Source organism: Rhodanobacter sp. LX-99 (assembly GCF_018599185.1).
GTDB lineage: Bacteria > Pseudomonadota > Gammaproteobacteria > Xanthomonadales > Rhodanobacteraceae > Rhodanobacter.
Genome location: NZ_JAHFVL010000003.1, coordinates 190,978 through 211,827, shown reverse-complemented (window position 1 = coordinate 211,827; position 20,850 = coordinate 190,978). Strand labels below are relative to the sequence as shown.

The window sequence follows — 20,850 nt, the reverse complement described above, 5'->3', positions numbered from 1 at the left end:
TTCAGCCGATATGCACGCGTTCGTCGCCCAGTGCGGGCACGATGTCGCCGATCACCGAACTGGCCAGGCCATGTTTCGCCAGCAGCGCGGATGCGCCGGCCACCGCGTCGCGCGGCAGGATCACGGTGAAGCCGACGCCGCAGTTGAACGTGCGCCACATTTCCTCGCGCGCCACGTTGCCTTCGCGCATCAGCCAGTCGAACACCGGCGGCAATACGATGGCGGAGGCGTCCAGCGCGATGCCGAGGCCGTTCGGCACCACCCGGATGATGTTTTCCTTGAGGCCGCCGCCGGTGATGTGGGCCATGCCGTGCACCGGGCTCGCCTTCATCAATTCCAGCATCGACTTCACGTAGATCGTGGTCGGCGCCATCAGCGCGTCGGCCAGCTTCACGCCGCCCAGGTCGAGGTCGAGCGGGTTGCCGGCGCGCTCGAGGATCTTGCGCACCAGCGAATAGCCGTTCGAGTGCGGGCCGCTGGAGGCCACGCCCAGCACCACGTCGCCGGCGACGATCGCCGCGCCGGTCAGCATCTGCGATTTCTCCACCGCGCCCACGGTGAAGCCGGCCAGGTCGTATTCGCCTGGCGGATACATGTCCGGCATCTCGGCGGTTTCGCCGCCGATCAGCGCGCAGCCGGCCAGTTCGCAGCCTTTCGCGATGCCGCCGACCACCGCCACCGCGGTGTCCACATCCAGCTTGCCGGTGGCGAAGTAGTCGAGGAAGAATAGCGGCTCGGCGCCCTGCACCAGCACGTCGTTGACGCACATGCCGACCAGGTCGATGCCGATCGTGTCGTGGCGGTTCAGGATCTGCGCCAGCTTCAGCTTGGTGCCCACGCCGTCGGTGCCGGACACCAGCACCGGATCCTTGTAGCGGCCGCTCAAGTCGAACAGGCCGCCGAAACCGCCCAGGCCGCCCATCACTTCGGGGCGGGAAGTGCGCTTGACCAGCGGCTTGATGCGTTCGACCAGCGCATTGCCGGCATCGATATCGACGCCGGCGGCGCGGTAGGTGAGGGCGTCAGACATGGCGAGGACCTTGATCAGGATCTGCGGCGTGGGTGAAACGCGCAAGTTTACCAGCTTGTGGCGCGGTTGCCGGCAGGCGATGGCGGGTTCGTGACGACCGCGATGGACGCTGCGGGCGCGATTGGGCAGACTTCCCGTGAGCTTCCCCCTGAAGATGCCCACATCCATGCGCCTGTCCCGTCTGTTGATCGCCACCCTGCTGCTGTTTCTTGCCGCGCTGCCGCTGCTGCGTGCGCAGGTTGCCGGCTCGCCGTATTCGGTGGTCGTGCCGGTCGCCGATACCAGCGACGCCCAGCGCGACCAGGCGTTCGCCACTGCGCTCGGCCAGGTGCTGACGCGGATCGCCGGCGGCCAGGACCTGCGCAGCAACGCCGGTTATGCCGACGCGCTGGGCAAGGCCGGTTCGATGGTGCAGAAATTCCAGTACCAGCGCGCCGCGACCGGGCTGATCCTGGACGTCGAGTTCGAGCCGGGCTCGGTGCGCCGGCTGGTGTCGAAGCTGGGCGTGCAGAGCGCGGGGATCAAGCCGCCGGTGCTGCTGCTGGTGCAGGGCAGCGACGGACATCTGCTCGACCAGGCGGCGCTGGCCAGCCTGGCCTCTGCCGCCGCTGCGCGCGGCACCAATGTGATCTATCCCGACAGCACTCCGCCGGATCCGGCCAAGGTCGCCGCCGCCGACCCGGCCGCGCTGGCGGCGGTCAACCGGCAGTACCACACCGGCCTGGTGCTGCTCGGCAGGCTGCGCGACGGCGGCGCGGACTGGACGCTGATCTCCGGCGGCCAGGCGCAGCGCTGGAACGGCCAGGGCGAAAGCGCGGATGCGCTGCTCGGCGACGCCGGCAACGGCATGGTCGACCGCATCGGCAGGCAGCTCAACGTGATCGGCGCCGGCCCCAGCGAGGGCAAGCTGTGGGTCAGCGGGCTGGATTCGGCGATGGATTACGCGAACCTGGTGGCGACCCTGCAGGACGACCCGTCGGTGAAGCAGGTGCTGACCCTGGGCGCGCAGAACGACGGCGTGCTGCTGTACGTCAAGGCTTCCGTGCCGATGGGCGGTCTGGCCGCGAACCTCGCCGCCGGCGGCCACCTGCTGCTGCAGGGCGAGCCGCATCCGGGCGCGGACGCGAACCTGCGCTGGCTGAGGTGATTAAGGATGCGTGCCGAGTGAATCAAGACAAGGACATCTCGCGCCGCTGGCAGCTGTTCGCCATCACGGCGGTCATCGTTTACCTGATCTGGCTGCTGGCGCCGGTGCTGATGCCGTTCGCGGTGGCCGCCATGCTGGCCTACCTCGGCGATCCGCTGGCCGACCGGCTGGAACGGCTGGGGCTGAACCGGATGTGGGCGGCCACGATCGTGTTCGTGGTGATCATGGTCGTGGTGGTCGGCGTGCTGCTGCTGCTGATCCCGCTGATCGCGCGCCAGGTCGAGAACCTGATCAACAACCTGCCGCGCTACGGCGACTGGGCGCAGAACACCGTGTGGCCATGGCTGCAGGCGCGCCTGCATCTGGACCCGCACACCTTCGACAGCGACCGCCTGCTGACCGCGATCAAGGAGCACATGGCCTCGATCGGCGGCGTCGCCACGGCGGTGCTGGGCAAGGTGTCGCGTTCCGGCCTGGGCATCGCGATGTGGCTGACCAACCTGGTGCTGATCCCGGTGGTGGCGTTCTACCTGCTGCGCGACTGGGACCGGCTGGTGGCGAAGGTCGACGGCATGCTGCCGCGTTCGATCCAGCCCACCGTCGCCTACCTGGCGAGCGAGTCGGACAAGATCCTGGGCGCGTTCGTGCGCGGCCAACTGCTGGTGATGCTGGCGCTGGGCGTGTTCTACGGCGCCGGCCTGGGCGTGGTCGGGCTGACCGTGGGCCCGCTGATCGGCATGGTCGCCGGCCTGCTCAGCTTCGTGCCGTACCTGGGTTTCATCATCGGCTTCGTCGCGGCGATCGTGGCCGCGCTGGTGCAGTACGGCGACTGGACCCACGTGCTCCTGGTCTGCGGCGTGTTCGCGGTCGGCCAGCTGCTGGAAGGCTATGTGCTGGTGCCCAAGCTGGTCGGCGACAAGATCGGCCTGCACCCGGTGGCGGTGATGTTCGCGGTGCTGGCCGGCGGCTACCTGTTCGGTTTCCTCGGCGTGCTGCTGGCGCTGCCGGCGGCGTCGGTGATCATGGTGCTGCTGCGCTACCTGATCGAGCGCTACCGCATGAGCGAGCTGTACAACGAGGCGGGGCCGCAGGATCCGGTGGTCGCCGAGGTGGAGGTCGCCGTGCATCGCGATGGCGAGGTCGAGGCCAGGGTCGAGCCGCCGCGGGACGACCGGGCCGAGCCATGATCCCGCAGTTGCCGCTGGCCTTGCGCTGGCCGCGCCGCCAGCGCTTCGAACATTTCCACGCCGGCGCCAACGCCGCCGCGCTGGCCGCGGTGCAGGCGCTGGCGCTGCAACCCGGCGCACCGTGGATCTACCTGCACGGCGCCAGCGGCAGCGGCCGCAGCCACCTGCTGATGGCCGCCTGCCAGGCGGCCAGTGCGGCGGGACGGCGCGTGCAGTATCTGCCGCTGGCGACGATCGCAGATCGCGCCGCCGCCCTGCGCGGCGTCGCCGGCAGCGAACTGCTGGCGCTGGACGACCTCGGCGCGATCGCCGGCGAGCGCGAGGCCGAACACGCGCTGTTCGACCTGTACAACCGCGCCCGCGCCGAAGGCAGCGCACTGCTGTTCGCCGCCGATGCCACCCCGACCCAGCTCGGCATCGACCTGCCCGACCTGCGCTCGCGCCTCGGCGCCTGCACCCAGTTCGCGCTGAAGCCGCTCGACGACGACGAACGCCGCGCCGTGCTGAAGGCGCAGGCCGCTGCGCGAGGCATCGAACTGGACGACAGCGTGCTGGACTGGCTGTTCGCCCGCTATGCGCGCGACCTGGGCGCGCTGCTGGATCTGCTCGACAAGCTGGATGCGGCCTCGCTGGCAGCGCAGCGGCGGATCACCATTCCGTTCCTGCGGGGGTTCCTGCGCGAAGGCGGCGAAACGGCGCCCTGAACGGCGCGGCTGTCGAGCCTCCTGTTTGCCGGACACGCTCGACCAGGCAGCGTCTTGAGTCGGTGCCGGTTGGTGTGCCTCAGGCTTGGGGGGATGGACTGGTGTCCCAGGTCAGCTGGCGGTAGTCGAAGCCCTTGGCCAGGGTTGGCTTGATCACCTCGAAATACGGCGAAACGTCGAAATCGCGCGGGGTGTAAAGGCTGTGGTCGCGGATGTGGAAGATTTCGCGGATGCAATCGCGGCATTCGGGAGTAGCCGCGGATTCGGTATGGATGACTGGCAGGATCGGGAAGGGCACCGACTGGAATGCTTCGGCGACCAGGGTGGAGCAGATCGCCCGGGTGGGGTCGCCGCTGCCCAGCGCCAGCAGGCGCCGCCGCCACGGGCCGGGTACCGGCGGTGTCGGCAGCAGGTAGCGGGCCAGGTCGAAGACGTTTTTCAGGTCGTAGCGCTGGCCCAGTCGCGCTATCACGTAGTCGACCACGCGATGGGCGTCGGCGTCGCTCAGTCCCGCGGGTCGGCAGATCCGCAGGTGATAGCCGCCCAGTTGCTGCAGGTCGAGCAGGTGCACGCCGAGTTCGGTGTCCGCCTCGACTACCAGGTCGGTATGGCCCGCCAGGGACTGTCCGGCGTAGTCGCCCACATACAGCGCAACGTGCGACCAGGTCGATTGTGTCAGGTACTTGATGGCGCTGCTGATGCGTGCGCGGCCTTCCACCAGGATCACGTCGGCCGGGCGCAGGATGCGTCGCAAGGTCGCCAGGTCGGCCGGCAAGTGCGGATACGGCCCGCGCGCCGGATGATTGAGGTAGCGCGCCAGCGCGCTGCCCAGTCGTTGCGTGATGCGGTTCATCGGACACTCCCGGCATGGTGGCTGGCGCCGCGCCGGTTGAAGTGGGAGCCGGCGTCTCGCCGCGACGGACGGTGATTGGGATGGAGCGGTTCGGGATACACGTTCGCAAACCTGCGCGATCGGTGGCAACCGGTTCGGCCTGGCGTGGCAGCGCGGAGTCGGTTGTTGGCATCTCGCGCCCGGCCTTCATCCCAGTAGATGGACTGGCTCTTTGCAGGTTCCCCGCCTGGTGCGGGGACGGGGGTCGGGCGGCGAAAAAAGCAAAGGCGCCCTTGGGCGCCTTTGCTTTTTCAATGGGTCGAACCGCTCAGGCCTTGAGCAGCCCCGGCGTCGCCTGCTGCCCGATCGCGTCGACCATGGCCTTCGCCACGTTGAGGTTGCCGGCGACGAGGTTGCCGCTCTCCGGGATGCCGTCGCGGCCGGCGAAGTCGCAGTAGCGGCCGCCGGCTTCGTGCACCAGCAGCACGCCGGCGGCCATGTCCCACGGCTTCAGGCCGATCTCGAAGTAGCCGTCGTAGCGGCCGGCGGCGACGTAGGCCAGGTCCAGCGCGGCGGAGCCGGAGCGGCGGATGTCCTCGGCCTGGCCGAGGATCGCGCGGGTCATGTCGAGCTGCGGCGCCAGGTGCTCGCGCTGGCGGAACGGGAAGCCGGTGGCGATCATCGCGCCGCCCAGGTTCTCGCGCTTGCTGACGCGCATGCGGCGGTCGTTGAGGTAGGCGCCATCGCCCTTGCTGGCGGTGTACAGCTCGTCGCGCAGCGGGTCGAACACCACGGCATGGATCGGCACGCCCTTTTCCAGCAGCGCGATCGACACGCAGAAGTGCGGGATGCCGCGCAGGTAGTTGTGGGTGCCGTCCAGCGGGTCGATCACCCAGGTCAGCGGGCCCTTGCCGGTCGCGCCGCTTTCCTCGGCGAGGATCGCGTGGTCGGGGTAGGCGCGGCGCAGTTCCTTGATGATTTCCGCCTCGGCCAGCTTGTCGACTTCGGAGACGAAGTCCATCTGCTGCTTCTCGACGATGTTGAGGCCGTCGATGCGGTTCATGTAGCGCAGGATCACATTGCCTGCAGAACGCGCGGCGCGCGCCGCGATCGTGACGTGTGGTCTGGCCATGGTTTCGACTTTGGAAGAGAGCTTGGGTTGCGGCCGGCGATTCTAGCAGAGGCGGGCGGAAGCCGCCCCGCCTCCACTATCCTTGTCCGCTCCAGCCGCAAAAACGCCACTTCTCGCATGACCGACCTCCACGACCTCGCCGCCCGCATCCGCTACGTGCTGGTGCGCACCTCGCACCCGGGCAATATCGGCAGCGCGGCGCGGGCGATCCGCACGATGGGCTTCGCGCGGCTGGAGCTGGTCGGCCCGTATCGTTTCCCCGATCCTGAGGCGAATGCGCTGGCCGCCGGCGCGGACGACGTGCTGGCCCATGCCGGCATCCACGCCGACCTGGTGGACGGCCTGGCCGGCAGCAGCCTGGCGCTGGGCCTGTCGGCGCGCCGGCGCGGGGTGAACCTGCCGGAGATCTCCCCGCGCGAGGCGGCGCAGCAGGTGCTGGCCGCCGCCGCCCGCGGCGAGCAGGTGGCGCTGGTGTTCGGCAACGAGCGCACTGGCCTGGAGAACGAGGAACTGGCGCGTTGCCATGCGATGGTGCGGATTCCCAGCGTGGACGATTTCAGCTCGCTCAACCTGTCGCAGGCGGTGCAGGTGATGGCCTACGAGCTGCGCGTGGCGATGCTCGGCGACGCGCCGCCGGCGACGCCGCCGGAACACGGCGAGCCGCCCGCCGACGCGGCGCAGATGGAGCAGTTCTACCGCCACCTGGCGCAGACGCTGGACGACATCGACTTCCACAAGGGCCGCGAACCCACCACGATCATGCTGCGCCTGCGCAAGCTGTTCCAGCGCGCGCAGCCGGACGAGCGCGAGTTGCGCGTGCTGCACGGCATCCTCGCCGATGCACAGCGGATGGCGGGGCTGGCCAACGGCAAGTAGCCGGCTCCGCCAGGGCGACGCCCCTGCGAAGCGGCGCCTTACTGCTCGTCGTCCGACAGCTCCAGCGATGGCGCCGGCGTGACCAGCAGCTTGTCGATGCGGGCACCGTCCAGGTCGACCACCTCGAAGCGGATGCCGCGCCAGGCGAACACTTCGCCGGTCTGCGGGATATGGCCCAGGGCGGTCATCACCATGCCGGCGGCGGTGCGGTAGTCGTGTTCGTCCTCGCCGGGCAGTTCGCCGATCTGCAGCAGTTCGCGCAGGTCGTCGGTGGACAGGCTGCCGTCGATCAGCCAGCTGCCGTCGGCGCGCTGCATGATCGGGCTGTCCTCGTTGCCGCCGCCGTGGCCGATCTGGCTGGCGCCGACCACCGCCGCGAGCAGGTCGTTGACGGTGACCACGCCCTCGATGTCGCCGTACTCGTCGACCACCAGGGCCAGCGGCGTCTCGGCGTCGCGGAATTCTTCCAGCAGGTCCAGCGCGCGCGCGGTGGCCGGCACGAACAGCGGCTTGGCCAGGTGGCCGAACAGCTCCGGCGTGCCTTCGGCGAAGCTGCGCAGCAGGCGCTTGACCTCGACCACGCCGACCACTTCGCTCTCGTCGCCGCGATACACCGGGTAGCACGAATACGGGGTCTCGCGCAGCACCTCGAAGTTCTCCTCGCGGGTTGCCGCGATGTCCAGCCAGGCGATGCGCATGCGCGGGGTCATCACGCTGTCCACCGTGCGGTCGCCCAGGCGCAGCACGCGGTTGACCATGTTGTGTTCGTCCGGGTCGAGCACGCCCTGTTCGGCACTCTCGGCGACGAGCAGGCGGATCTCCTCCTCGGTGACCACGCCGCTGCCCTGCCGGTTGACCCGCAGCAGGCGCAGCAGCAGGTTGCTCGACGCGTTCAGCAGCCACACGAACGGCGCGGTCAGCCGCGACAGCAGCAGCATCGGGATCGCCACGTACGACGACACTTTTTCCGGCGCCGCCAGCGCCAGCCGCTTGGGCACCAGTTCGCCGATCACGATCTGGATGAAGGAGATCAGCACGAAGCCCAGCACGATGCCGATGATCCGCGAGTACGGCAACAGCCACGCCAGCTGTTCGCCCCGCAAGGTGGCAGCGATGTGTTCGCCCAGCGCGTCGCCGGCGACCGCACCGGTGATCAGCGTCACCAGGGTGATGCCGACCTGCACGGTAGACAGGAAGTGCTCCGGCGCCTCGGCGTGCCGCAAGGCCGAGGCGGCCTTGCGGCTGTTCCGGGCCATCTGCTTGAGGCGGCTCTTGCGCGAGGCCACCAGCGCCATCTCCGACAGGGCGAAGAAGCCGTTGAACAGAGTCAGCACGAGAACGAGCGCGATTTCGGTCAGCATCGCGGTGATGGTGGAGGAGGGTGCATGGGCACAGTGTAAGGGTTGCGGGGCTTTCGCATCACCCCGGCAGGGCCGGGCATTGATGCAGGGCAGCACGACAGTCCTGTAACATTCCCGTCATCCCGTTCCCTCAGGCATGGCCAGCATGTTTTCACTGCAGACGATTTTCGGCAAAGGCGACAAGTTCTACGGACTGCTCGAACAGAGCGCCGCCACCGTCTGCGAAAGCGCCAGGGCCCTGCACGAGCTGCTGACCCAGCCCGACCAGGGCGCGGTGATGGCCGCGTTCACCGCCACCCGGACGCGCGAGAAGGCGCTGGCCGCGCAGATCAGCGAGGAGCTGGTGAACACCTTCGTCACCGCGCTCGATCGCGAGGACATCGAGGCGCTGAACTCGTCGCTGTACAAGATCCCCAAGAGCATCGAGAAATTTGCCGAGCGTTACGAAATCGTCTCCGATCGCCTGGCCGGGGTGGATTTCGCCCAGCGCGCCCTGGTGCTGCAGCGTTCCAGCGAAGTGGTTGCCGAGATGATCGGCGAACTGCGCCGCGGCCTGCGCATCGACCCGGTGAAGAAGCTGCAGGATCGCCTGCAGGCGCTGGAGTCGGAAGGCGACCGCATGCTGCTGGCGCCGTACCGCACGCTGTACATCGAGGGCGGCGACGTGATGCGGGCGATGCTGGCCAAGGACCTGTTCGAGCTGATCGAGAAGGCCATCGACAAGTGCCGCGACGTCGGCAACATCGTCTATTCGATCGTCCTGAAGAACTCCTGAGGCCACGCCCGTGACCCTGCGCATTCCGCATTGCCCGGCGCGGCCGTCGGCACCGCGCGCCTGCCCCCGCATTGCCGGGAGCCGCGCATGAGCATCGTCATCGCGGTGGTGGTGATCGCACTCGTCTTCACCTACATCAACGGTTTCCACGACACCGCCAACTCGATCGCCACGGTGGTGGCGACCAAGGTGCTCACCCCTGGCCAGGCGGTGCTGTTGGCGGCGGGCACCAACCTGGCCGGCGCGTTCATGGGCACCGCGGTGGCGGCCACGATCGCCTCCGGGCTGATCAACGCCGGGGTGATCGAGATGAGCTCGCAGCTGCTGATCTGCGCGCTGCTGGCGGCGATCGTGTGGAACCTGATCACCTGGTGGCTGGGTCTGCCGTCCAGCTCCAGCCATGCGCTGGTGGGTTCGCTGGTGGGTGCGGCGCTGGCTGCCTCGGACAACAACTTCGCCTCAGTGATCTGGGCGGAAGGCAGCTGGCTGAAGGGGCACGGCGTGATCCCGAAGGTGATCATCCCGATGGTGCTCTCGCCATTGGCCGGCTTCATCATCAGCTTCATCCTGATGGGCGCGCTGTATGCGCTGCTGGCCTGGTTCGCGAACCGGCACGGCTGGTCGCGCCGCTTCGGGCGCACCCCTTTCGTCAATTTCTTTTTCGGCAAGGCGCAGATCGTGTCGGCCAGTGCCATGGGCGTGGCGCACGGCATGAACGACGCGCAGAAGAGCATGGGCATCATCGCGCTGGCGCTGGCCGGCGCCACCGCCGCGCACCAGTTCGATCACCTGCCGGCGTGGCTGGGCTTCCTGCGCATCGACGGCAATCCCGCCGGCGGTTTCGCCATTCCGGTGTGGGTGAAGGTGGTCTCCGCGCTGACCATGGCCGCCGGTACCGCCGGCGGCGGCTGGCGCATCATCAAGACGCTCGGCCACAAGATGGTCAAGCTGCATCCGATCAACGGCTTCGCCGCCGAGACCAGTTCCGCTCTGGTGATCCTCAGCGCCTCGGCGTTCGGCATCCCAGTGTCGACCACGCACAACGTGTCGGCCTCGATCATGGGCGTGGGCGCGGCCAAGCGTTTCAATTCGATCCGCTGGTCGGTGGTCGAACGCATGGTGTGGGCGTGGATCCTGACCTTGCCGATCACCGCGCTGCTGGCCTACGGCCTGGTGGTGGCGTTCCGGCTGGTGTTCTAGGCGACTTCAGGCTTCGGGGCAGGCCGTGCCCGCGGAGTGTCGTCGAAAAGCCGGCGGGCGTGCCCGCGGTGTGCCATCGAAAAGCCGGCGGGCGTGCCGCCCTGCGAAACCAAAGCAGCGCCAGGTTCGCGCTTACAGCGAATCGTCGCCGGTGGCGATGAGCTGCTCCAACTGGTCGCCGAGCACGCCCAGTTCGCGCACCACGCGCTGCAGCTCGGCGCGATCGAGGAATTCGTAGGGGCGGTTTTCGCACAGGTGCAGGTACGGCGAGCCATCCAGGTCGGTCACCGCGAGGAAGCCGGTGCGCTGCTGCCAGTTGAAGCGCAGGCAGCGGATGGGATCGGTGCCGGCGAGCGGGCCGATCGGGGTGGAAACCCGCAGGTAGCGCAGCCCCGCCTCGTCCTCCAGCTCGGCCAGATAGATCCCCTGATAGCGATCCGGCGCCAGTTTCAGGTCGAAGCTGATCAGGTAGGGATCGTTCTGGCGCAGCTCGTGCAGGCTGCCGATGTGGGAACGCACGGCTTCGAAATGGCGCATGCAGCGGCTTCCGTCGGCGAGGGTCGGAAGCTACTCTGCCACGTATCCCTGCTAGCGTCGCGTGAACCATGAATGACACTGCCGCCCGTATCTACGCCGCCATCGCCGCGATTCCGCGCGGCCGCGTCGCCAGTTACGGTGCGATCGCCGCCCGTGCGGGGCTGCCGGGGCGGGCGCGGCTGGTCGGCCGGCTGCTCGGCGAGGTGCCCGACGGCATGGAATTGCCGTGGTACCGCGTGCTGCGTTCCAGCGGACACATCGCGATGCCACCGGGCAGCCGCGGTTTCCGCGAGCAGTCCCGGCGCCTGCGCGCCGAAGGCGTGGAGGTGAAGAACGGCCGCGTGCCGTTGTCGCGATTCGGCCTGGATGGCGATCTCGACCACGCGTTGTGGGGTATGCCGGACGCCTGAGCGGCGGCGCTGCCGACGAGTCGTCGCGGATGTTTCCGGCGGCCGGGTCGGGTCGGTTTGTTACCATGTCATCGATGAAAGCCTCAGCCCTCGACCTGCTCCAAAGCGTTTTCGGTTACCCCAGTTTCCGCGGCCAGCAGCAGGCCGTGGTCGAACACCTCGGCGAGGGCGGCGACGCGCTGGTGCTGATGCCGACCGGCGGCGGCAAGTCGCTGTGCTACCAGATCCCAGCGCTCATGCGCCAAGGCACCGGCATCGTGGTGTCGCCGCTGATCGCGCTGATGCAGGACCAGGTCGATGCGCTGCGCGAGGCCGGCGTGGCCGCCGCCTATCTCAACTCCAGCCTCGGCGCGGAAGCGCAGCGCGAGGTCGAGCGGCAACTGCTGGCCGGCGAGCTGAACCTGCTCTACGTGGCGCCGGAGCGGCTGCTGACCCAACGCTTCCTCGGCCAGCTCGAACGTACCGAGGTGGCGCTGTTCGCGATCGACGAGGCGCACTGCGTATCGCAGTGGGGCCACGACTTCCGTCCCGAGTACCGCGAGCTGGCGATCCTGCACCAGCGTTTCCCGCAGGTGCCGCGGATTGCGCTCACCGCCACGGCCGACCCGCGCACGCGCGAGGAAATCGTCGAGCGGCTGTCGCTGCAGAATGCGCGGCAGTTCGTGTCCAGCTTCGACCGCCCGAACATCGGCTACCGGGTCGGCCTGCGCCACAACGCGAAGCGCCAGCTCACCGAATTCCTGCAGGGCCACCAGGGCGAGTCCGGCATCGTCTACTGCCTCAGCCGGCGCAAGGTGGACGACACCGCCGAATGGCTGGCCGAACTCGGCGTCGAGGCGCTGCCGTACCATGCCGGCCTCGATGCGGCGACCCGCGCGAAGAACCAGCAGCGCTTCCTGCGCGAAGACGGCGTGGTGATGGTCGCCACCGTCGCCTTCGGCATGGGCATCGACAAGCCGGACGTGCGCTTCGTGGCGCACCTGGACCTGCCGCGCAGCATCGAGGGTTACTACCAGGAGACCGGCCGCGCCGGCCGCGATGGCTTGGCCGCAGAGGCGTGGATGATCTACGGCCTGTCCGACGTGGTCACCATGAGCCAGATGATCGCGCAGTCCGAATCGGCCGACGAGCGCAAGCGCGTGGAGCGGCAGAAGCTGGAGTCGCTGCTGGCCTACGCCGAGGCCACCGGTTGCCGCCGCCAGTTGCTGCTGGGCACGTTCGGCGAAAGCTACCCTGGACCCTGCGGCCATTGCGACAACTGCATTGCGCCGCCGAAGACCTGGGACGCCACCGTGCCGGCGCAGAAGGCGTTGTCGGCGGTGTACCGCACCGGCCAGCGCTTCGGCTCCGGCCACGTGATCGACGTGCTGCGCGGCGAGGAGACCGAGCGCGTGCTCAGCCTCGACCATCACCGGCTCAGCACCTTCGGCATCGGTGCCGAGATGGACGAGAAGCAATGGCGCTCGGTGTTCCGCCAACTGCTCGCCGCCGGCCTGCTGGAGGCGGACGCCGAAGGCTACGGCACCTTGCGCCTCACCGCCGCCAGCCGCAGCGTGCTCAGCGGCGGCAAGCCGGTGAAGCTGCGCGAGGACGCGCGCCCCGAACGCGGCAGCCGTCGCCGGCGCGACAGCAAGCTGGTCACCGGCGGCGGCAGTCTCGGCATCGAGGCCTACGAGCAGGAACTGTGGGATGCGCTGCGCGCGCTGCGCACGCAACTGGCGAAGCAGCAGGGCGTGCCGCCGTACGTGGTGTTCCACGACGCCACCTTGCTGGCGATGCTGCGCGCCATGCCGGCCAACGAGGACGAACTGGCCACCATCAGCGGCGTCGGCGAAGCCAAGCTCAAGCGCTACGGCAGCGATTTCCTCGCGGTGATCAACGCGCCGGCGTAGGTCGTTGCATCGTTCACCTGCTCAACCCCAGCTCCGTTCACTCTGGCCCAGTCCCGTTCTCCCTGAGCGTAGCGGAGCGAAGTCGAAGGGCCTGGCAGCCCGGGGTACGCGGCCCTTCGACTCCAGCCCTGCGGGCCTACGCTCAGGGTGAGCGGGTGTGGGGTGGAAGGTGCTCTCCCCTGCCAAAGGCTGGTGCTAAGGTGCTGCATACGTATTCAGCCAGACACGGCAACGGTCGCGGTGCAGACTCGGGCGCATCTTGATGCCATGACGTTGGGGAGACGCGATGAGCACGATGGACATGACGGGCGACGGGCTGGGCCAGCGGGCCACCGCACGGGTGGTGCTGATCTCGGCGGCGGCGGCGCTGGGCGGCTTCCTGTTCGGTTTCGATACGGCGGTGATCAACGGCGCGGTCGACGCGGTCCGCGGCGGCTTCGCGCTGGACGCGGCGCAGATCGGCTTCGCGGTGTCCTGCGCGCTGCTCGGTTCGGCGCTGGGTGCGTGGTATGCCGGCATGCTGGCGAACCGCTTCGGCCGCGTGCGCACGATGCAGGTGGCGGCGGTGCTGCTGGTGGCCAGTGCGCTGGGTTCGGGGCTGGTGACCGCGGTGTGGGACCTGATCCTGTGGCGTCTGGTCGGCGGCATCGGCGTGGGCGTGGCCTCGGTGATCGCGCCCACCTACATTGCCGAGGTGTCGCCCGCGCACATCCGCGGCCGGCTCGGCTCGATGCAGCAGCTGGCGATCGTGCTGGGCATCTTCGCCGCGCTGCTCAGCGATGCGTGGCTGGCCGGCGTGGCCGGCGGCGCGGCGGAGCCGCTGTGGCTCGGGCTGGCCGCGTGGCGCTGGATGTTCCTGGTGGCGACGGTGCCGGCGCTGGTCTACGGCACCCTGGTGCTGGGCGTGCCGGAATCGCCGCGGCACCTGGTCGCCAAGGGCCGCATCGACGAGGCCCGCGTGGTGCTGCGCAAGGTGCTGAACATGCACAGCGAGACCGCGCTGGACAACAAGCTGCGCGACATCGAGGACAGCCTGCGCTCGGAGCACAAGCCGCGCCTGCGCGATCTGTGCGGCAAGACCGCCGGGCTGCTGCCGGTGGTGTGGATCGGCATCCTGCTGTCGGTGTTCCAGCAGTTCGTGGGCATCAACGTGATCTTCTACTACTCGTCCACCTTGTGGCATTCGGTGGGCTTCAGCGAGGCCGACTCGTTCACCATCACCGTGGTCACCTCGATCGTCAACGTGCTGGTGACCCTGGTGGCGATCGCGCTGGTCGACAAGATCGGGCGCAAGCCGCTGCTGGTGATCGGCTCGGCCGGCATGGCGGTCACCCTGGGGCTGATGGCGTGGTGCTTCTCGCAGGCCACCGGCAGCGGCGCCACGCTGAGCCTGCCCGGCGCCACCGGCGTGGTGGCGCTGGTCGCGGCGAATGCCTACGTGGTGTTCTTCGGCGTGAGCTGGGGCCCGGTGGTATGGGTGCTGCTGGGCGAGATGTTCCCGAACCGGATCCGCGCCACCGCGCTGGCGGTGGCCGCGGCAGCGCAGTGGCTGGCCAATTTCGCGATCACCAGCACGTTCCCCGCACTGGCCGAACTGGGCCTCAGTTTCGCCTACGGCCTGTACGCCGGCTTCGCGCTGCTGTCGCTGCTGTTCGTGCTGGCCGGCGTGCGCGAGACCAAGGGCGTCGAGCTGGAGGACATGCGCGCATGAGGCTCATTGCTCAGCCGGCATCCGTCGTGTCGTCGGCGACATGCGCCTGCCTCGACCAGCGGCAGGCGGTATACGACAAGCGGCGCGCAAACCGGCTAGGATTTGGCACGGACGGCATGGCGTCGTCGCAAAAGCTTGCGGGTCGCGCTGCGGATGAAGGCAAAAGCCACATCGATCGACATTGCCCACCTGGCCGGGGTATCCCAGGCCACGGTGTCGCGCGCGCTGCGCGGCAGCCCGCTGGTCAATGAGGAAACCCGGCGGCGCATCCAGGCCGCCGCCGAGCAGCTCAACTACAAGGTCGACAAGAACGCCTCCAACCTGCGCCGGATGCATTCCGGCACGCTGGCGCTGCTGTTCTTCGAAGACCCCACCGCCGACGAGTCGCACATCAACCCGTTCTTCCTGTCGATGCTGGGCTCGATCACCCGCGCCTGCGCACTGCAGGGCTACGACCTGCTGATCTCGTTCCAGCAGTTCTCGCGCGACTGGCACGCCGACTTCGCCGACAGCAAGAAGGCCGACGGCCTGATCCTGCTCGGCTACGGCGATTACCTCGCCTACACCGACAAGCTGGAGAAACTGGTCGCCCAGGGCACCCGCTTCGTGCGCTGGGGCGCGGTGCTGCCGGACCAGCCCGGCGTGTCGATCGGCTGCGACAACTTCCGCGGCGGCCAGGCGGTGGCCGAACACCTGCTGGAGCGCGGCTGCCGCCGCATCGCCTTCCTCGGCGACGCGTCCAGCCACTACCCGGAATTCTTCGGGCGCTATCGCGGCTACGTCGACGCCCTGCAGCGGGCCGGGGTGGAAGTCGACCCCGATCTGCAGGAAAACGCCGAGAGCACCGAGCGCTTCGGCTACGAGGCGATGCGCAGCCTGATCCTGCGCGAGGTCGGCTTCGACGCGGTCTTCGCCGCCAGCGACCTGATCGCGATCGGCGCGATGCGCGCGCTCAGCGACCACGGCCTGCGCATACCGCAGGATGTGGCACTGGCCGGCTTCGACGACATCCCCATGGCCAGCTTCGTGAATCCGCCGCTGACCACCGTGCTGCAGGACACCAAGCAGGCCGGCGAAGTGCTGGTGGACAGCCTGCTCGGCCTGATCCGCGGCGAACCGGTGGACAGCGAGGTGCTGCCGGTGAAGCTGGTGGTGCGACGTTCGAGCCTGCGCTGAAGCGGCGTGGCGCGGTCGTTGCGGCCATCACGTGCGATGGCTTAACCTGCCCTGGCTGCCTACCCACTTGCGTGACGGGACGCTCGCACCATGGACCACCCGCGGCTGGAACTGGACTTTCATCAGGTGTTCGAGCGGGTCACCGACGCCTACGTGGCGCTGGATCGGGACTGGCGCTACACCTACGCCAATGCGAAGGCCTGCCAGCTCTTCGGGCGTGCCGTCGGGGAGCTGGTCGGCCGGCACATCTGGACGGAATTTCCGGAGGGCGCCGGGCAGCCGTTCCATCACGCCTACGAACAGGCGATGGCCGAACAGCGCCCGCTGCAGGTCGAGGCGTTCTATCCGCCGTACAACCGCTGGTTCGAGAACCGCATCTATCCGTCGGCGGACGGGCTGACGATCTATTTCCACGACATCACCGAGCGCAAGCGCGCCGAGCAACTGGAAGCCGGCCAGCACGAGATCCTGGAGGGCGTCGCGGCGCAGCGGCCGCTGTTGGAAAGCCTCGAACGGATCGCGCGCCTGCACGAAACGATGAACCCCGGCGCGCTGTGCTCGCTGCTGCTGCTCGACGACGACGGCCGGCACGTGTTGCATGGCGCCGCGCCGAGTTTGCCGGAAGCGTACAGCCGCAGCCTGCATGGGCTGGAGATCGGCGAGGCGCACGGCTCGTGCGGTACCGCCGCGTGGCGCGGCGAGCGCGTGGTGGTGGCCGACATCGCCAGTCACCCGTACTGGGAGAATTACCGCGGGCCGGCGCTGGCGCATGGCCTCAAGGCGTGCTGGTCGACGCCGGTGTTCGGCAGCCATCACGAAGTGCTGGGCACCTTTGCGGTGTATTTCCGCGAGCCGCGCGAACCGCGCGAAGAAGAACTGCGCAGCATCGATCGCATGCTGCCGATCACCGCCATCGCGATAGAAAGCGCGCGCCTGGTCGACCGCCTGCGCGAGCGCAACCGCTTCTTCGAGATGTCGCAGGAAATCTTCTGCATCCTCGACCCGCGCAGCGAGCGGCTGCTGCAGTTCAATCCGTCGTTGCCGCGCCTGGCCGGCTACGGCGCCGGCGAACTGACCTCGCGCAGTTACCGCGAATTCCTGCAGCCGGAAGACCCCGGCGACGGCTCCGATCCGATGGTGGTGCTGGGCCGCTCCGGCGAGCGGGTCCACGAATTCGTCAACCGCTGCCGCTGTCGCGACGGAAGCGAACGGCTGCTGGAGTGGGTCTCGTTCGCTGCGCCCGACGGACTGGTCTACGCGGTGGCGCGCGACATCACCGAGCGGCGCCAGGTCGAGGCCGAGCTGGCGTATGCCTCCAGCCACGATCCGGTCACCGGCCTGCCGCAGCACCTGCTGCTCGGGCGGGAAGTGAGGGACATGCTGAAGGACGCGGCACCGGTCTGGGTGCTGGTGATCGGGCTGGACCGCTTCCAGGGCGTCAACGAATCGGTGGGCCATCTCACCGGCGACGACGTGCTGCGGCAGCTGGCCGCCCGCCTGCAAGCGGCGCTGGCCGGGCAGGGCCGGATCGCCCGGTTCGCCGGCGACGAGTTCGTGGTGACGGTGGCCGGCCTGTCGGCGAATGGCGCGCATGCGCTGGCCGAGCGTCTGCGCGCCGCCGTGGCCGAGCCGGTCGAGGGCAGCGATTACCGGTTGCTGCTGACCGCCAGCGTGGGCATCAGCCATTCGCCCGATCACGGTACCGACCCGAACAACCTGTTGCGCCGGGCCGAGGCCGCGATGAACCTGGCCAAGCGGGAAGGGCGCGACCGGGTGTCCGAATTCTCCGTCGAGCAGATGCGCGACCTGGAAGACCGCCTGGTGATGGGCAACCAGTTGCGCGACGCGATCCGGCACGGCGAGCTGGAGCTCCACTACCAGCCGCAGTATCGGGCCGCAGATCGCCGGCTGACCGGTTTCGAGGCGCTGCTGCGCTGGAACAGCCGGAATCTTGGCCAGGTCCCGCCGGCCCGCTTCATCCCGATCGCCGAGGCGCTGGGCCTGATGCCCGAGATCGGCGAGTGGGTGCTCGACGCGGCCTGCCGGCAGCTGCGCGCGTGGCTGGACCGCGGCCATCGCGGCTTCACCGTCGCGGTGAACGTGTCGGCGCAGCAACTGCAGCGTCACGGCCTGGTCGCGCAGGTCGGCGCGGCGCTGCAACGGCACGACGTGCCGCCGGCGATGCTGGACATCGAGATCACCGAGAGCTCGTACATGGAGAACGTGGCGCGCGCGCAGCGCACGCTGGCCGAGCTGAAGGCGCTGGGCATCAAGCTGTCGCTGGACGACTTCGGCACCGGCTATTCCAGCCTGGCCTATTTGAAGCAGTTCCCGATCGACAAATTGAAGATCGACCAGGCTTTCGTGCGCGGCCTGCCAACCGACGCTGCCGATGCGGCGATCGTGCGCACCATCATCGCGATGGCGCACGAGCTGCACATGTGCGTGGCGGCCGAAGGCGTGGCGAGCCAGGCACAGGTGGACTTCCTCGCCGCTGCCGGCTGCGACGAACTGCAGGGCAACCATCTCGCCCCGGCGTTGCGTGTGCAGCAGGCAGGGGAGCGCTTCGGCCCCGGGCGCGCGTAGCGCATCCGTGGTGCCCGGTCAGGTCGTCGTGCCGGGCTCCGGACCGGCACGTTCCTGCAGTGCCTGCAGGACGGCGATCGCCTGGCTGGCCGATTCGACCGGCACGAAGAGGTGGTCGTGATACGCCGCGGCGACGACGTTGCAACTGATGCCGACTTCGGCCAGCGCGGTCGCGACGGCGGCGGTCAAGCCGGCGGCCTGCAGGTCGGAGTGCACGGTCAGGGTGATCCACGCGGCGCGGAACAGGACCGGAAGCCCCGCATCTTTCGCCTGCTGCTCCCCGACGATCAGGGTGAGCCCCTCGCTCTCGCGGAACGTGGCGACCGGTTCGGCCCGATCCGGCACGCCGCCCGCAGGCAGCGAGACGAACGCGTACACGCCGCGATTCAACACGGGGTTCATCGACTGCAGCAGTTCGGCGAGGTTCGAGACGGCGTTGCTCATGGCGGCAGGGCCATCTTGTCGCTCACGCCCATGCTGCTATCGGCGGCAGGTCATTGGCTCGCCGGCGGTGACGCCGGCGTGGGCGCTGCCGGCATTCGGCGCAACAGCCGCAGCCAGAACGCCAACTCGAGCAGCACACCGACGAGAACCAGCACGCTGCCGACCAGCGGAGTGCCGAAGAACAGCGGGCCGACGCCGAAGGCATAGGCGGCGACAGCCGCGAGGAAGATGGCGAACGCGATCAAGTGCCGCATGGGCTCACCTCTTTGCGTAGTGCATTGTGCGTGGCTGTCACGGATAGCCGCAGGCCGTGCCGTGGAAGGAGAGGACCAAGGCCTGCCGTTTCATAGGGAACGGCCATCGTAATGCCGGACCGGGATGGCCGAAAGGTCGATGCCCTCGATGCAGCGGATGTTGATGGCGGCCATGGCGTTGCCTTTAGGGTCCGTGCCTTCGCCGTACGGATGCATGCCGCAGACCGGACAGAACCTGTGCTTGATGGCGTGCTTGTTGAACGTGTAGCTGCTTGCCGCGTCGTCGGGCGTGAGGAGATGAAGCTTCTCACGCGGAACGAACCACAGCAGCGAACCCTTGCGCTGGCAGATCGAGCAGTTGCACGCCAGGGCGCCCTCGATCTCGCCCTCCACCTCGAATGCGACCCTGCCGCAATGGCAGCTTCCCTTGTAGTTCATTGCCGACCTCCCGAATTCTGCGTTCATGCCCGGTCCGGTACTGCCGCGATAATGCAGCGTTGCGGCGAGGCCGTCCATGACCGGAGGAAATCTCCTCACGGGACGGAAATGCCGTCTGACCATCGTTGCATCCCGCACAGCGCTGACAAGGCAGTACGAAACGAGAGAACAACATGACGACAAGCATCGGCACGAAAGCTCAGGGCGAAAGCTTCGAGCGCACGGTATTGATCGGAAGCCTCATACGGAATAGTCAGGGCGAGTCACGGGGATGTTCGCCAGCTGTCACCAACCGAGAATGGATCGCGCAACTCACCGGATTCTGGAGTGCAGCAGTAGTTCAACCCTAGCGCCTCCATTAGTTTTCTGAGCACTGGGGGAGACGCATAGGTCACGACGAACTGCACGAATGGTCCTTTGTTTGGATTCAGACTCAACTCGATTGATTCACCGAGCCCCTGGCCTTGGGCTGACATGCGTCCACCTGCATCCCCCAGCCAAGTCAAGCCAGGAAATAACTCACTGACTCTGGCGCGAAGCTCGGCTGGTGTTCCCAGCGGCTCGGCGTGATCTTTCTTCCAGTCATTGATTGCAGGCAAGCCAGGAGAGGCGCGGTATAAATAAAAATCAAAGCTCATGGCTCCCTTGCCCTTCATCGGCCCGAAAGCTCAGGGCAAAAGCATCATGCGCCTGGGCTTGATCGGAAGTCTTGCGGGAATTGTCAGGGTCCAGGCCAGCGCCGCCGAGTTGGCCGCGCCTTGGCACTGCCGGGCGACGCATATATTTGTCTGGGCTGGGAAGCTGCTCAAAGCCAAATTTTTCGTACAGAGCGGGTGCGTCGGATGTGCGAAGCATGAGGGCCACCGACCGCAAGTCCGGGTGCTGACAGATGGCATGAACAATGGCTTTGCCGTGACCGAAGCCGCGGTGCTCGGGGAGCACGAATATGTCCATGAGATATCCGAAGCGGGTGTAATCAGTAACGACTCTGCCAAAAGCAACCTGAGACTGGCCAAGAAACCCCCCCGAAGCACAAGGAGTTGGCCAACGACGTGCGAACCGACGAGATGGAAATGCCCCTTGCCCAATGCGATTGCTCCGACAAGAAGTGATGGATGAGCTGGACATCAAGCTCCTCTCGGCTTGTCGAGATTCGTA

Annotated in this window: 21 protein-coding genes; 11 read left to right on the top strand and 10 right to left on the bottom strand. The window is 68.0% G+C overall.

Annotation, left to right across the window (positions count from 1 at the left end):
* Position 1 precedes the first annotated feature (1 nt).
* On the bottom strand, positions 2 to 1,030 hold the full coding sequence (gene purM / locus KK131_RS15215) for a phosphoribosylformylglycinamidine cyclo-ligase (RefSeq protein WP_214557571.1): 1,029 nt from the start codon (positions 1,028 to 1,030) through the stop codon (positions 2 to 4).
* Between the two features lie 166 nt (positions 1,031 to 1,196).
* Between purM and KK131_RS15210 the strand changes: the two genes are divergently transcribed.
* Genes KK131_RS15210 through hda form a run of 3 tightly spaced genes read left to right on the top strand, consistent with a single transcriptional unit; the run spans position 1,197 to position 4,068 of the window.
* Positions 1,197 to 2,177 (top strand): DUF2066 domain-containing protein, encoded by a 981-nt coding sequence (locus KK131_RS15210; protein ID WP_214557570.1) that lies wholly within the window; start codon positions 1,197 to 1,199, stop codon positions 2,175 to 2,177.
* 17 nt (positions 2,178 to 2,194) lie between these two features.
* Complete coding sequence (locus KK131_RS15205; RefSeq protein WP_214557569.1) at positions 2,195 to 3,364, top strand: AI-2E family transporter; 1,170 nt, start codon at positions 2,195 to 2,197, stop codon at positions 3,362 to 3,364.
* A complete protein-coding gene (gene hda, locus KK131_RS15200) occupies positions 3,361 to 4,068 on the top strand; it encodes a DnaA regulatory inactivator Hda (RefSeq protein WP_214557568.1) in 708 nt (235 codons plus the stop codon). Before KK131_RS15205 ends, hda begins: the two co-directional genes overlap by 4 nt.
* A gap of 79 nt (positions 4,069 to 4,147) precedes the next feature.
* Here the strand turns inward: hda and KK131_RS15195 are convergent, their stop codons facing one another.
* On the bottom strand, positions 4,148 to 4,921 hold the full coding sequence (locus KK131_RS15195; protein ID WP_214557567.1) for a YiiX/YebB-like N1pC/P60 family cysteine hydrolase: 774 nt from the start codon (positions 4,919 to 4,921) through the stop codon (positions 4,148 to 4,150).
* A 307-nt stretch (positions 4,922 to 5,228) separates the two neighbouring features.
* Positions 5,229 to 6,032 carry an inositol monophosphatase family protein gene (locus KK131_RS15190; RefSeq protein WP_214557566.1) on the bottom strand — a complete coding sequence of 268 codons (804 nt, stop codon included), beginning with the start codon at positions 6,030 to 6,032 and terminating at the stop codon, positions 5,229 to 5,231.
* A gap of 117 nt (positions 6,033 to 6,149) precedes the next feature.
* Here KK131_RS15190 and KK131_RS15185 point away from each other — a divergent pair, with 117 nt between their 5' ends.
* Entirely contained in the window at positions 6,150 to 6,908 is a 759-nt protein-coding gene (locus KK131_RS15185) for an RNA methyltransferase (RefSeq protein WP_214557565.1), read from the top strand.
* A gap of 38 nt (positions 6,909 to 6,946) precedes the next feature.
* On the opposite strand, the gene KK131_RS15180 is transcribed toward KK131_RS15185, so the two are convergent.
* Positions 6,947 to 8,269 carry a hemolysin family protein gene (locus KK131_RS15180; RefSeq protein WP_214557564.1) on the bottom strand — a complete coding sequence of 441 codons (1,323 nt, stop codon included), beginning with the start codon at positions 8,267 to 8,269 and terminating at the stop codon, positions 6,947 to 6,949.
* A 145-nt stretch (positions 8,270 to 8,414) separates the two neighbouring features.
* Between KK131_RS15180 and KK131_RS15175 the strand changes: the two genes are divergently transcribed.
* Together KK131_RS15175 and KK131_RS15170 are read left to right on the top strand one after the other, a co-directional pair.
* Entirely contained in the window at positions 8,415 to 9,044 is a 630-nt protein-coding gene (locus tag KK131_RS15175) for a pit accessory protein (RefSeq protein WP_214557563.1), read from the top strand.
* Positions 9,045 to 9,131: 87 nt separating this feature from the next.
* A complete protein-coding gene (locus KK131_RS15170) occupies positions 9,132 to 10,244 on the top strand; it encodes an inorganic phosphate transporter (protein WP_214557562.1) in 1,113 nt (370 codons plus the stop codon).
* Between the two features lie 132 nt (positions 10,245 to 10,376).
* Here KK131_RS15170 and KK131_RS15165 read toward each other — a convergent pair whose 3' ends face one another.
* Positions 10,377 to 10,781: a hypothetical protein gene (locus tag KK131_RS15165; protein ID WP_214557561.1), complete on the bottom strand. Its 405-nt coding sequence runs from the start codon at positions 10,779 to 10,781 to the stop codon at positions 10,377 to 10,379.
* A gap of 68 nt (positions 10,782 to 10,849) precedes the next feature.
* Between KK131_RS15165 and KK131_RS15160 the strand changes: the two genes are divergently transcribed.
* The 5 genes from KK131_RS15160 (at position 10,850) to KK131_RS15140 (ending at position 18,556) form a co-directional block, all read left to right on the top strand.
* A complete protein-coding gene (locus KK131_RS15160) occupies positions 10,850 to 11,191 on the top strand; it encodes an MGMT family protein (protein ID WP_214557560.1) in 342 nt (113 codons plus the stop codon).
* A gap of 74 nt (positions 11,192 to 11,265) precedes the next feature.
* Positions 11,266 to 13,083: a DNA helicase RecQ gene (gene recQ / locus KK131_RS15155; RefSeq protein WP_214557559.1), complete on the top strand. Its 1,818-nt coding sequence runs from the start codon at positions 11,266 to 11,268 to the stop codon at positions 13,081 to 13,083.
* Between the two features lie 286 nt (positions 13,084 to 13,369).
* Positions 13,370 to 14,794 carry a sugar porter family MFS transporter gene (locus KK131_RS15150; protein WP_214557558.1) on the top strand — a complete coding sequence of 475 codons (1,425 nt, stop codon included), beginning with the start codon at positions 13,370 to 13,372 and terminating at the stop codon, positions 14,792 to 14,794.
* A gap of 153 nt (positions 14,795 to 14,947) precedes the next feature.
* Entirely contained in the window at positions 14,948 to 15,970 is a 1,023-nt protein-coding gene (locus KK131_RS15145) for a LacI family DNA-binding transcriptional regulator (protein WP_214557557.1), read from the top strand.
* 90 nt (positions 15,971 to 16,060) lie between these two features.
* Entirely contained in the window at positions 16,061 to 18,556 is a 2,496-nt protein-coding gene (locus tag KK131_RS15140) for an EAL domain-containing protein (RefSeq protein WP_214557556.1), read from the top strand.
* Between the two features lie 18 nt (positions 18,557 to 18,574).
* On the opposite strand, the gene KK131_RS15135 is transcribed toward KK131_RS15140, so the two are convergent.
* The 5 genes from KK131_RS15135 to KK131_RS15115 all read right to left on the bottom strand — a co-directional run bounded on the left by KK131_RS15135 (position 18,575) and on the right by KK131_RS15115 (position 20,820).
* Positions 18,575 to 19,000 carry an ACT domain-containing protein gene (locus tag KK131_RS15135; protein ID WP_214557555.1) on the bottom strand — a complete coding sequence of 142 codons (426 nt, stop codon included), beginning with the start codon at positions 18,998 to 19,000 and terminating at the stop codon, positions 18,575 to 18,577.
* 50 nt (positions 19,001 to 19,050) lie between these two features.
* A complete protein-coding gene (locus KK131_RS15130) occupies positions 19,051 to 19,254 on the bottom strand; it encodes a glycosyl transferase family 39 (RefSeq protein ID WP_214557554.1) in 204 nt (67 codons plus the stop codon).
* 90 nt (positions 19,255 to 19,344) lie between these two features.
* Positions 19,345 to 19,770 (bottom strand): GFA family protein, encoded by a 426-nt coding sequence (locus KK131_RS15125; protein ID WP_345777266.1) that lies wholly within the window; start codon positions 19,768 to 19,770, stop codon positions 19,345 to 19,347.
* Between the two features lie 185 nt (positions 19,771 to 19,955).
* Positions 19,956 to 20,330, bottom strand: coding sequence for a hypothetical protein (locus KK131_RS15120; protein WP_214557553.1), 375 nt, complete (start codon positions 20,328 to 20,330; stop codon positions 19,956 to 19,958).
* Entirely contained in the window at positions 20,320 to 20,820 is a 501-nt protein-coding gene (locus KK131_RS15115) for a GNAT family N-acetyltransferase (RefSeq protein ID WP_250887321.1), read from the bottom strand. Before KK131_RS15115 ends, KK131_RS15120 begins: the two co-directional genes overlap by 11 nt.
* Positions 20,821 to 20,850: the final 30 nt, after the last annotated feature.